The sequence below is a fragment of the Bradyrhizobium ottawaense genome (assembly GCF_002278135.3).
In the GTDB taxonomy this organism is placed as follows: domain Bacteria; phylum Pseudomonadota; class Alphaproteobacteria; order Rhizobiales; family Xanthobacteraceae; genus Bradyrhizobium; species Bradyrhizobium ottawaense.
Genome location: NZ_CP029425.2, coordinates 7,343,284 through 7,355,764 on the forward strand (window position 1 = coordinate 7,343,284; position 12,481 = coordinate 7,355,764).

7 protein-coding genes and 1 pseudogene are annotated in these 12,481 nt (G+C 58.9%); 6 read left to right on the forward strand and 2 right to left on the reverse strand.

Going from position 1 to position 12,481, the window contains the following annotated elements; genetic code table 11:
• Positions 1-828: 828 nt before the first annotated feature.
• Complete coding sequence (locus tag CIT37_RS34400; RefSeq protein ID WP_011084684.1) at positions 829-1,443, reverse strand: J domain-containing protein; 615 nt, start codon at positions 1,441-1,443, stop codon at positions 829-831.
• A 1,406-nt stretch (positions 1,444-2,849) separates the two neighbouring features.
• On the opposite strand from CIT37_RS34400, the gene CIT37_RS34405 reads away from it, so the two are divergent.
• The 3 genes from CIT37_RS34405 to CIT37_RS34415 all read left to right on the forward strand — a co-directional run bounded on the left by CIT37_RS34405 (position 2,850) and on the right by CIT37_RS34415 (position 7,415).
• A complete protein-coding gene (locus CIT37_RS34405; RefSeq protein WP_011084682.1) occupies positions 2,850-4,178 on the forward strand; it encodes a hypothetical protein in 1,329 nt (442 codons plus the stop codon).
• 684 nt (positions 4,179-4,862) lie between these two features.
• A complete protein-coding gene (locus CIT37_RS34410) occupies positions 4,863-5,279 on the forward strand; it encodes an SET domain-containing protein (protein ID WP_011084680.1) in 417 nt (138 codons plus the stop codon).
• Between the two features lie 867 nt (positions 5,280-6,146).
• Entirely contained in the window at positions 6,147-7,415 is a 1,269-nt protein-coding gene (locus CIT37_RS34415) for an IS256 family transposase (RefSeq protein WP_035716818.1), read from the forward strand.
• A gap of 6 nt (positions 7,416-7,421) precedes the next feature.
• Here the strand turns inward: CIT37_RS34415 and CIT37_RS34420 are convergent.
• Positions 7,422-8,204: pseudogene (locus tag CIT37_RS34420) on the reverse strand (IS5 family transposase); the annotation flags it as partial.
• Positions 8,205-8,714: 510 nt separating this feature from the next.
• Between CIT37_RS34420 and CIT37_RS34425 the strand changes: the two are divergent.
• From CIT37_RS34425 to CIT37_RS34435, 3 genes are all read left to right on the forward strand, one after another.
• Positions 8,715-9,179, forward strand: a complete 465-nt coding sequence (locus tag CIT37_RS34425; protein ID WP_244611324.1) for an outer membrane protein — start codon at positions 8,715-8,717, stop codon at positions 9,177-9,179.
• Between the two features lie 56 nt (positions 9,180-9,235).
• On the forward strand, positions 9,236-10,504 hold the full coding sequence (locus CIT37_RS34430; protein WP_035716818.1) for an IS256 family transposase: 1,269 nt from the start codon (positions 9,236-9,238) through the stop codon (positions 10,502-10,504).
• A 172-nt stretch (positions 10,505-10,676) separates the two neighbouring features.
• On the forward strand, positions 10,677-11,777 hold the full coding sequence (locus CIT37_RS34435; protein ID WP_240537881.1) for a hypothetical protein: 1,101 nt from the start codon (positions 10,677-10,679) through the stop codon (positions 11,775-11,777).
• Positions 11,778-12,481 lie beyond the last annotated feature (704 nt).

The following is a 12,481-nucleotide window of genomic DNA, read 5'->3' on the forward strand; positions in this document are numbered from 1 at the left end:
GTCAGCACTTCTCGTAAGAACATGCCGGCATCTCGAGCGCCACCGCAAAGGAGCGAGGTCGGCATGGAACTGTTCGCAGCTCGGCACACCACACCCGGACGGGTCCAGCGCCCTCAGGTGCTTGCGCATTTTGGGCCACCACCCGCGGACATCAACAAATGGCTGCTTGACGAGGACGACAGCGTGCATGCGATCCTCAGGACTTTCCAAGAACCACCGATGCGCACAGCAATTCTCGCACCACTCGCCGATCGGAGAACTTGCCCCCATAATAGGGGCACTCGCAGAAAGATGGTCTCCTCTGGTTGAGCGGATGTGACATACGTCGAACATGCGACAACGTCTCATGCGCGACACAGAATTTGATATAGATCAAGAGCGTGATTAAAGGCCTGCCGTCTCACCTGCATTGACGGGGCGCGAATGGCACTCCCTGAGTGCCATCTTAACGCGCGAGGCAAGTCCAGTACCAACCTTCCTGCGGGCAGCGGAGCAGCAGTTTAGTGTGGCTCTGCTTTTCGAGCAGTCGAGGACGGCACTTTCGAACTTTCGCTGTGGCTCGCCTTTGCGAACTTCCCATCGGCGTCGTGAAGACTTGCCCCCTCCTTGCAAACCCGAGGAGAGAGCGAATGAACGAGGAAAGAAACAAAGGCTCGTTGTTGATCGGTCCGGGAGCAGGTTGATAGAACTCCTTGTGGCGTGGCGGAAATGTTGCGCCTCTCGGGCCTAGGGTCTGAAGCGGGTTACACGCCAGCTCGGGTGCAGCCTTCACACGATGAAGGGCTATGGAATGGCGGGTGAGGTGAAGCCGTTCAAGTCGTGTCCGGGTTAGCTCTCCCGCACCACGGTCTTCAGGTAATGGTAGGCCTTGATGATCTCGACCAGGCGCTGCTCCGTAGAGCGGTCGCCGCCATTGGCATCGGGGTGGTGCCTCTTGACCATCGCCCTGTACCTCGCCTTGATATCTCCGAGCGTCGCATCGACATTCAGGCCCATCACCTGCAACGCTTTCCGCTTGGCATTGAAAAGCTTGCGCGTCTCAGGCCTGGCCTCCGCGCGGGCGCGTCCCTTCAGCTCAGCGAGCATGCAAAAAGCATCGCAGTCGTCCTCGGAATGGGCCGGGCTGCCGGTCATCTTGCGGGCGCTGATGGGCTCGCCGATTTTCCAAGTTGGACGATGGCCCGTCAGCGCGTCATTCTGGTAGCGCGCGATCGCTTCGGCGTCCATCCCGGAGAAGAAATTGTAGGACTGATTGTATTCGCGAGCATGCTCGATGCAGAAGTGCCAATATTCGCGCGCATTGTGGCGGCCCTTTGGCGCGGGATGGGTTGCCTTGTTCTGGCAATCAGGCCATTCGCATCGCACCGCGGTCCGGCGCTCCTCCTGCGCTTCCTGCTTGTTGATGCGAATGGAGGCGAAGAATTTGGATGTGTCGCTCAGCATGACTTGGCTCCGTTGGGCGGAGCGGCAGTTAGCAGCGCCGCTTCTAAGCTAGAGAATTGGTTTCGACGGCAAGTTGGATCTGACTCGGCCTTTGCGTCTAGTTCAGTGCATGGTGTAGCAAGCACTTCCCAGCAATCGACATGCCAGGACTCGCGCGCTTGGTTCAGACAATCATCTCTTTGCGATCTCAGATCGATTCAATTGCAATGTGCTGTCGGGCTCTGCACATCGAGGTCTTGAACGGGACCGGGTGAATACGAACAAAGCGGGAGCTATGCAGGAATCTGGCTGATGACGCGCTTAGGGAAGCAGCGGAGCAACGCGGATGGTGAATTTGCGAGAACTTCTCGACGAGGCGATATGGCCAGAATGAGACTATCAACATCCTGCCCTTCGCTCAGCCGCCTGCGGTTGATCATGCGTGCTACAAATTCTGCGCAACAGAGCGCGTGTTCTGCTCGCCCGGTGCCGCGACGGAATCGTTCCAGAGACGCCGGCGAGATGAAGCGGCCAAGGATGGCCGCGCAACACCGCAAAAGCTATCGGCGCAATCGAGGCGGCCGGGCCCAAGGTGAGGACCGGGCGCGCGACTCTCGCCGGTTGGATCCGCTTCACGTACTTGATTTTGCCAGCCGAGCGCGGCGACCAGGAGCTTTGATCCCCTGCTTAGCCGGGCCGTATGTTGACTCGCGATTTCAGGAGGCACGATCGGCCCTGCTGGAAAGGATGCGGCGAATCTTTTGCTATTAGCGATTTTTGGGGCCTGAACAATCGATCGCGGGGCAAATACGTGCGCCGCAGCACAAGTCCGCCGGCGATCAAAGAGAGCCCGAGCTGGTTCTGAGCGGCAAGAAGAAGGCCATGGAGGGTCTCAACGGCGCCCAGCCGGCGCGGTCGCGGAGCATGCACTCGACATCTTTACTGCGAGCGCACCAAATATGTGCGTGGCCGCGATTACCGGACAAGGATCGCCGATATAAAGCCTATTGGCTTTCTGTGTCTTGCCGGCCGAGCACCAGCAGAGAACCACAATCCGAGCGAGAGCATCCGCCGCGGTACGGCACACGAACATGCGAGCCAGGAACCGTTGTCGGCCACCAACCGTATTAGATTGTGCAAGCTGAGCAAGCGTGAGACGTTGGGATGACCGAAGAGCCACAATCAGTTGCCGAGATCATCGCGGCGTCAGAGTGCCGACAGTATTTGAGCCCGTCCCAAACAGGCAAAAACGATGCCGCCTGCTCGGCTTCGTCACCAGTCGCGATTGCGGCGAAATGACTGAGCTGAGATCGCACTCCGGTTAGTCTCTAAGCACGTCAGCTTGTCGACAGCTGATCCTAATAGAGTGAGACAGTGACACGATTGGATCGGCATTGCGAGCCGACTCAAACCACCGGAGAGTCGACATGGACCCTTTTAACCGCATCAACCCACTCGACCGTGACCACGCCGCGGCACCGCAACAGCAGCAAGCGGAGTTTGAGCCTTACTTGGATGAAGTGCCCCAGCTTGATACCTCGACAATCGCAGAGAATCCCGTTTTTCATGATCCCTACTACCCTCATCTGTCTGAAGAAGGCCTTAGACTGGCCCAGGCATTGGGACTTGAGCACCAGAGCACGGACCGTCCTCATCCCGAACACGCAGTCACCAGACGCGAGGACGCCGCTGCGCAGCATCGCGCGCCGCAGGGTGGGCCGGAGGAACTGACTGCGCAAGGTCACGATCAGGATCCGTGGCAAGAGCCGATACGCGAAGCGATCCTAGCATCGTCTCTCAACCGGCCAGCCCCGGGTGGTCTGGCACCGGATCCCGAAGAAGCCGTTCGTTACTTCAGCTGGAGCGGCGCCTACCGGCCGGCTGCAAACGAGCTAGCCTCGGTCGCTTCCAGCTCAGGTCACGAAGTCGTTGTGGATGAGGATTACACCGGCCAACCTACGAAGAGGCAGAGGACACTAAGCCTGGCGGAAGAAAATGCCACTGCGCGCCAGCGCACCGAGCCCGGCAATTCAACCGGTCGCGAGTTAATTGAAGACGCCGGCGCACCGCTTCTGGCCAGCAGCCGGTTCGTCCTTCCTGAGGAAGTCTACGATCAGGATCTGCTGTGGGCCATGGTGGATAACGCTCGCCCATCGTCATCTCTCGAACCAAACGAGGGTCATCACCAAGCCCTGGACTCAGAAGCGGCCGTTGGTCCGTTCAACGCGCAGCACGGCGACCAGCACGCGTCCGCTGCGCACGAGCGCAGCAACGTCCCGCCGAGCCAGGACAGCCGACCTACCAGTTTTATCGTTCACAATGACCGTTACACGGCGCTGTTCGTGCCTGCGGGGGCGATGAGGCGAAGCACCCCACTCAATCCGCCAGGCTCAACCATTCAATTCGGATCTCGACCGGAAAACGTTCTGCCGCCCAGCCTGCAGCCAACGGATCGAACCGCCCGATCGCTTTTTGGACGGTCGATTGAGCAAGCCGCTCCGGCGTCCTCCAGGGCTCAGAGGACGTACCCCGCGGCCCGCGAGATTTACGCTGCATCATTCTCCGTTCCCGAGACTTTTTTGCACGGCACCCAACCCGCGCCGGACACGATGCGGGCGAAACTCGGCCAGTGGGGCCTTCTGCCGGACGAAGCGCATCCGACAAAACAATACGACATTCATGGTGAGCGCTACACCGCCCTTTTCGGACCCGGAGGCTCCGATGACCTTCGGCTCATCCATCACCCACGAATGTAGACGCCGAGGGACATCTCAAACGCATGGAGCCCGTCCAGATAGTTCCGGAATTGGACTTGTTATTGGACCATAGCTTGCTCCGGCTGCTCCTGCGAGGTTGGCGCGGTTCTGGGCAGCACAGATGTCCGCTGCTCGCGTCGATGACTTGCCAGCATCATCGCTTAGCAACTCCTCGTTGGGCCGAACTTCTACCTCCGTTTTCTTGCTAACTACGGCGTGATCACGTTGATTGCCTCGAGGCGGTTGTGCAGCGAAATCGGCAGTCGAGTGCCGGCCTCCCGCGCACTTTGCCTGCAATATCTGCTCCACATCCACAGTTGCCTGGGCACGCACTGACGCATTCACCCGCGGGCGGCTCTTGAAGCTGCGATGAAGGGCTTGTCGGCGGCTTGCCGGGCCGCGAGAGCATCGAGCGCGCCGTCGCGCTGGTAACAGGTCATGATCGTGCGACACGAGCTCGCCGCTATAATCGACACGGATCTTTGCTCGGAATGCGACTGACTTGCAGCCCTCCCAGCTCACGGCCTTGTCGCTGGAGGCGATCCGCAGCAGGCGGCCCAATACGCCTGGAGAAGACATAAATTGTGATGGAGGCGCGGATAAACGAGCCTACCAATTCGTGCAGCAGATTTCGCAGCTCACGTCAGTTAGTTTGCTGGGTAGTAACTCCGGGAGACTTCTTCAATGCTGATCGTCGACACAATTTTGAAGCCAGACAGGTTTGGCGGTATTGGACTTTTCTCCGCGACTCGTTTGCCCAAAGGTTCGTTGATCTGGATTCACAACCCAATCGTTGACATCACGGTGACGCCTGAACAATACGAAGCCCTAGCTCCAACATTCCAAGCGCTACTTGATAAGCATGCCTATCCAAGAGACTACAAGGCTTACGATGGTGTTATCGAGTACAATGCTGACAATGCCCGCTTCATGAACCACAGCAGCCGCCCAAACACATACCAAGACGACCGCCGAGTTTTCACAGCCCGTGACGTACAACCCGGTGAAGAACTGACCTGCAATTACTTATTTTTCGATCCACGGTGTGACGTATCGTGGAATGAAGAACCATCCATGAATCTTGATGCCCCAACGGGCTAGGCGACGGTGGATTCAAGTTCGCGGTCTGACGACTTGATCCGTTGGCGAATTACGCCGGCAAGACTTTCGGCAACTCGTTGTGGCCATCGACCGACTCGGCCAATTTTCTAGCTGCCTTACCGAGCAAGAAGATTTTGCGAGCGGAGCCTTGTTCGACAGACATCCCTTGGCGCGCAGAGCTCCTTGGCGCACCGTCGCGGGAGCGCTTTCGATGAGGTATCTCCTCGAGGCGGACTTCATTGCATCTCTAGAGCTTACCCAACGCCGGATCTCCGCGGATGTGCCCGTTCTCGCACTGACTTTTGAGTCTTGATCCTCGATATTTCCTGAGATGGCCCGGGCACCGATCCTGATATTACCTTTAGGATAGGCCGATTGTGCCGCTTGATGTCAGAGTAGCAGATGTGCTGTTACAAACGCACTTGATGAGGGCTTATCGCGGCTCGATCTTTGCGCCTCCGATTTAGCTTCGCGCAATGCAGAGAGCATCCGTCCCATCTGGTCACGATCCTACATACTGCCATATCAGGACCTGTTTAGATAAGAGATCAGCGACTATCGTGTGATCGATTTCGTCGGCCGAGGTCCATCCGATCTTGCCGATCAACTAGCATTACGCGCTCAAGGATGCCGCGAGGGACGAAAGCCGCAAGACAATGGGCGCGTCGATCCTAAAGCGGTCCGAGCACGACTCCTAGCTTACTGGCGTACTCACGCTCCCAAAAACTAGGGTCCAGACTCAATTGAGCCAATATGCGACGAGAGCGGCGAGGAGCTATGCGGGAAACTGGGTGATGACGGAATGAGATAGGCGGCGTATCGAGGCGGGTGTCGAGCCTGCCAGAACCTCAAGGAGAGCGATACGCCATGAACGAGCATAGCAACATTGTCCCACTGCGTCAGCCCGATGAGATCGACGATCCACTGACGAATATTTTGCGATCTGGTGCTCGGCAGCTGCTTGCGCAGGCTGTCGAGATGGAAGCCGAGGCGTTTCTCGCCGCGATGAAGGGCTTGAAGCTTCCCGATGGCCGCGACCGCCTCGTGCGGCACGGCCATGGTCCAGTGCGGACGATCCAGACGGGGATCGGCGCCGTCGAAGTCGCCCGGGTAAAGATTCGCGATCGCGCGGTGACCAGCGATGGCGAGCGGATCCGCTTCACCTCGGCGATCCTGCCGTTGTGGGCACGGCGCACGAAGAGCTTGGATGCACTTTTGCCGGTTCTGTACCTGCGAGGCATCTCGACGGGCGACTTCCAGGAGGCGCTGGCGGCGCTCCTGGGCAAGGATGCGCCGAATCTTTCTCCGGCGGTGGTTTCCAGACTGACGACGGAGTGGCAGCTCGAGTACGAGCGTTGGCAGAAGCGCGATCTGTCGGCGCGCCGGTACGTATACGTGTGGGCGGACGGCGTCTTCCTGCAGGCTCGCATGGAAGACCACAGCGAATGCATGCTGGTGCTGATCGGCGCGACGCCGGAAGGCAAGAAGGAACTCATCGGCTTCCAGGTCGGCGTGCGCGAGAGCACGCAGAGCTGGCACGAACTGCTCGTCGAGGCGAAAACCCGTGGGCTGAAGATCGCCCCGGAAATCGCCGTCGGTGACGGCGCGCTCGGCTTCTGGAAGGCGCTCGACGAGGTCTTTCCCGCCACGCGACATCAGCGGTGCTGGGTGCACAAAACCGCGAATATCTTGAACAAAGTCGCAGTGTCGGTACAGGCCAGCATGAAGAAGGATCTGCGCGAGGTCTATTTGGCGTCCAACCGAGCTTCGGCCGAAGTGGCGATCGATGTCTTTGCCGAGAAATACGGAGCGAAGTACGACAAGGCGGTCGAGTGCCTGACGAAAGATCGCGACGCAATGCTTGCGTTCTACGAATTCCCCGCCGAGCATTGGGACCACTTGCGGACGACGAATCCCATCGAAAGCGTGTTCGCGACGGTCCGGCACAGAACGGTGCGCACGAAAGGTTCGTTATCGTCAACGACTGCCAAGTTGATGGTGTTCAAGCTGCTCTGCGCCGCATCAAAGACCTGGCGGCGGCTGAAAGGCACAAATCAGTTGCCGAAGGTCATCGCAGGTGTCAGATTCGAAAACGGCATCGAGGTCATCCAAGTGCCGGAAAACCACGCCGCCTGATCGCCTCGTCACCCAAAATCCCGCATAGCTCGCGGCGAGATGAACAGCGGCCAAAAAATTACGGGCGAGCTTGTCATATCGCGTGGCGATGCGCCGGAAGTCCTTAAGCCTGCCAAAGCAGCGTTCGATGACATTTCGTCCTTTGTAGGCGCGTTTGTTGAAGCGATGGATGACGACACGGTTAGATTTATTGGGGATTACGGGCTTGGCGCCACGACGAATGATTGCGCCGCGAAGCTTGTCGCCATCATACCCTTTGTCGGCGAGGAGCACGCTCATGGGTGGCGCGAGCGCCAGGACATCGGGAGCCGCAGCGATATCGGCATCCTGGCCTGGAGTCAGATGCAGGACGACCGGCCGGCAGAGCGGATCGCTCAGCGCATGGATTTTTGTCGTGCGGCCTCCGCGCGAGCGGCCGATTGCTTGATTGTGCTCCCCCCTTTTCCGCCGGAGCCACACCGGTGAGCTTTAATCGAGGTCGAGTCGAGCGACAGTACGACGCCGTCTTCGCCAGGCTTGGCCAGCGCTTCGAAGATTGCGCACCATCGTCCTCGCTTGGCCCAGCGATTGAAGCGATTGTAGATCGTCGTGTAAGGGCCGTATTCACGTGGACAATCACGCCATCGTGCACCCGATTGCAGCATGTGAATGATGCCGCTGACGATGCGTCGGTCGTCGTCCCGATCCGGCCCCGTCAGTCCCCTCGGCAGATGCGGTTCGATACGCGCCCATTGCCTGTCGTTCAGCCAAAACAAACCAGCGCGCATTCTCTCGCCCCCGAATCAACACGTAGGCAAGAGAATCACGTGGCGCTATTTAGGTACAGACCCTAGTACGAGCTGAACTTGCAACGGCCGGCTGGTTGCCATCAGGCAGCTCGCGGAGTGAAAAGAACACTAGGCTTGAAATCTCACGGCTCATCCAAGCTGAACCAGCTTGTGCTCACCGGGCAGACCACAAAGTTCCGGCACATGCACGTGCCTTGGACGCTAGCTCCGCAATGCAGCGAACCTCGACACTCGTTCGTCCGCCTTCCACCCAATGTAGGGAAGTTGACGCGGCACGCTCTTAGTAAGCTCCTGCAGAACAAAGGAATTGCTCCGGCACGCGGCTTGCTACGTTGAGGACGTCATCACCAATCGTCGTGCGGTGATCTTCGGAGCGGCCCCGGCTCGTTATTGGGGGCCTGGTGCTCCGACGATTTGCCGTGCGGCGATACTTAGCGAGCGCGACTACAACTCGGGAAAGTTCAGGGCAATCTTTATGCGATCAAGAGTTCTCTTTTTGGGGGCTGCGACCATGGCGATCGCCACAACGGGTACATCTATGGCGAACCTCGGGCGAGAAGCCCTGCCACCGTCGGTGTGGAACTGGTCCGGAGGCTACATTGGCGGGCATGTAGGCGGCGGGTACGGTCGAACCTCTTTCACCAATCCGTTCGGCCCACCGATCTACGGCGACGTCGTCGATATTCCCTCCTTCGTCGCAGGTGGCCAAATCGGCTACAATTGGCAGAACAATAGTTGGGTGTACGGCCTCGAACTGGATGCCAGCGCAGCTGTCGCGAGCGGCTCAAACACCTGCCTCGCAGCCTCAGACTTGATTGTAAGCGCAAACTGCAACGCAGCTCCGAACCTCTTTGCGACCGGGACCGGTCGCATCGGTTACGCCTTCGGCTCGCTCGGGCAAACGCTTGCCTATCTCAAGGCAGGTGCAGCCTGGCAAGAGCTATGCGGGAAACTGGGTGATGACGGAATGAGATAGGCGGCGTATCGAGGCGGGTGTCGAGCCTGCCAGAACCTCAAGGAGAGCGATACGCCATGAACGAGCATAGCAACATTGTCCCACTGCGTCAGCCCGATGAGATCGACGATCCACTGACGAATATTTTGCGATCTGGTGCTCGGCAGCTGCTTGCGCAGGCTGTCGAGATGGAAGCCGAGGCGTTTCTCGCCGCGATGAAGGGCTTGAAGCTTCCCGATGGCCGCGACCGCCTCGTGCGGCACGGCCATGGTCCAGTGCGGACGATCCAGACGGGGATCGGCGCCGTCGAAGTCGCCCGGGTAAAGATTCGCGATCGCGCGGTGACCAGCGATGGCGAGCGGATCCGCTTCACCTCGGCGATCCTGCCGTTGTGGGCACGGCGCACGAAGAGCTTGGATGCACTTTTGCCGGTTCTGTACCTGCGAGGCATCTCGACGGGCGACTTCCAGGAGGCGCTGGCGGCGCTCCTGGGCAAGGATGCGCCGAATCTTTCTCCGGCGGTGGTTTCCAGACTGACGACGGAGTGGCAGCTCGAGTACGAGCGTTGGCAGAAGCGCGATCTGTCGGCGCGCCGGTACGTATACGTGTGGGCGGACGGCGTCTTCCTGCAGGCTCGCATGGAAGACCACAGCGAATGCATGCTGGTGCTGATCGGCGCGACGCCGGAAGGCAAGAAGGAACTCATCGGCTTCCAGGTCGGCGTGCGCGAGAGCACGCAGAGCTGGCACGAACTGCTCGTCGAGGCGAAAACCCGTGGGCTGAAGATCGCCCCGGAAATCGCCGTCGGTGACGGCGCGCTCGGCTTCTGGAAGGCGCTCGACGAGGTCTTTCCCGCCACGCGACATCAGCGGTGCTGGGTGCACAAAACCGCGAATATCTTGAACAAAGTCGCAGTGTCGGTACAGGCCAGCATGAAGAAGGATCTGCGCGAGGTCTATTTGGCGTCCAACCGAGCTTCGGCCGAAGTGGCGATCGATGTCTTTGCCGAGAAATACGGAGCGAAGTACGACAAGGCGGTCGAGTGCCTGACGAAAGATCGCGACGCAATGCTTGCGTTCTACGAATTCCCCGCCGAGCATTGGGACCACTTGCGGACGACGAATCCCATCGAAAGCGTGTTCGCGACGGTCCGGCACAGAACGGTGCGCACGAAAGGTTCGTTATCGTCAACGACTGCCAAGTTGATGGTGTTCAAGCTGCTCTGCGCCGCATCAAAGACCTGGCGGCGGCTGAAAGGCACAAATCAGTTGCCGAAGGTCATCGCAGGTGTCAGATTCGAAAACGGCATCGAGGTCATCCAAGTGCCGGAAAACCACGCCGCCTGATCGCCTCGTCACCCAAAATCCCGCATAGCTCGCCTGGCAAAATAATCGAGGCGATATCGTCAACAACTTTGAAGGGGGCGACCTGCCACAGGAGAAAACCCATTTCGACTATGGCCAAGTTGGTGGCGTCATCGGGCTCGGTGTGGAGCAAGCCCTTACGCCTTCATGGTCGGTGAACGTCGAGTATGACTATCTGCATTTTGGCGGGCCGAGCGTCGCGACCGCTTCGACCGCGAAGTTATCTCCGTCTACGATTTTGCCGGCGAGCACGACCAGCCTGTCCAGCAACTATCACATTGGGAAAATTGGTCTGAACTACCACTTTGGTGCGGACCCAGAAGCCGCACCAAAGTCCGATTCGCCGCTGCATGCGAGATCAGCCGGCAGCGTACCACCCATTCCCTACACGTCCGGTTGGTCGTTCGAAGGGGGCTCGCGGCTCTGGCTGAGCCGGGGAAGATTCCAGTGGGATCAAAGCGCAGTCCCGTATGGCTGGCCTGAAGACCCCAGCATACTGATTTCCAGGCTCACTTATCATGCACTGGACGGACTTTCGGGGGAGGTATTCGGCCGTGTCGACAGTCCCTGGGGAGTGTTCTTGAAGAGTAGCCTTGGTATCGGGTTCTTCAACAAAGGGAAATCGAACGATGAAGATTGGCTGCCCCACGAGGGATACCCCTACCTAAATACTCGTTCAGGTGAGTCAAACGGGCGATTTGCATATTACACGGCCGACGCCGGTTACGATGTCCTGCGCAGTACGAACTACAAGATCGGCGGATTTATAGGCTGGGCCTATTACAGCCAGAGCTCAGACTCGAGGGGTTGCGTTCCGCTCACAAATCCGCAGGACTTTTGTCGTATCAAGCCGAGCGACGATAGGATCGTTGGCAGCCAAGATACTCAATGGAATGCGCCTCGAATCGGCTTGAGCGCCGAAACTATGCTGACCGAGCGCTGGCGCCTGAATGCGGACATCGCTTACCTGCCCTGGACCGACTTCAAGGGCCGCGATAATCATCTCTTGCGCAAAAAGACCACCTTTAGTGAGCAACACGGCAATGGTGGCGGCGGCGTCCAGGTTGAAGGCCTTCTGTCCTACTTTGTCACCAACAATATCAGCCTAGGCGTTGGAGGCCGCTATTGGGCCATGTGGACGAAAAAGGAAGCGGACTCCGCGGACTGCGGAAACGGCTGCGGCTCGCTAGGATTTGCGAACTACAGCATGGAACGGTGGGGTACGTTCTTCCAGGCGTCTTACAAGCTCAACTAAGGGCTTCACTGTTACGAGGCTCCAAACTGCAGATGCTTAGGGGCCGTTCTGAAGTTCGCTGATGGCCCCAGTCCTCGGCGCCCATTCGCCGCCGAGGACTATGTCGCGATCACGCCTGTACACCGGCTTGCTTCGATTGCAAACCGCCCGCATGGACAAGGCGAGCGCAACTCCGCTCGCGAACCGGAGCTCGTTTCTGGTGATAAGAGCTCGATCCGTTGACCCGGAATTCGCTCCAAAGCCGATTCCGCGCACCATTGCGAAGGCGCCGACCGACCGGGAAGCCGCGGCCGTTGTCTCATCGCGCGGCGGCCGGAGGCGGGCGCAAAGTGCCTGGCGAAAGATCAACGGCTTATTCACCGAGGGGAGAGTTGAACGGCTGGCGGTCTGCAACGGACGAGCCGCTCACAGAGGAATTCAAGCCGTGGGTACACAGCGTCGGTGAGGTTCTGCGCGAGGATCCATCCAGCGCAACGACTCGGGCAGTATTGCTTGGCGAGCTACCCGCCCTTGCATCGCCACGCGAACTCACGCGGGTCATTTCCTTTCATGTAACAGCAGAAGATCACCAGATGGAATGCGAGCCGCGCGTCCTTGCCCCCGATCACCAGACGTGACCAAGGATTCCAGACCGTCCTGATTCCTACACTCCCCGCTATGGCCCGGTCGTCTGCCCCTGCTGGGACCTTCATGAGCAGCATCAT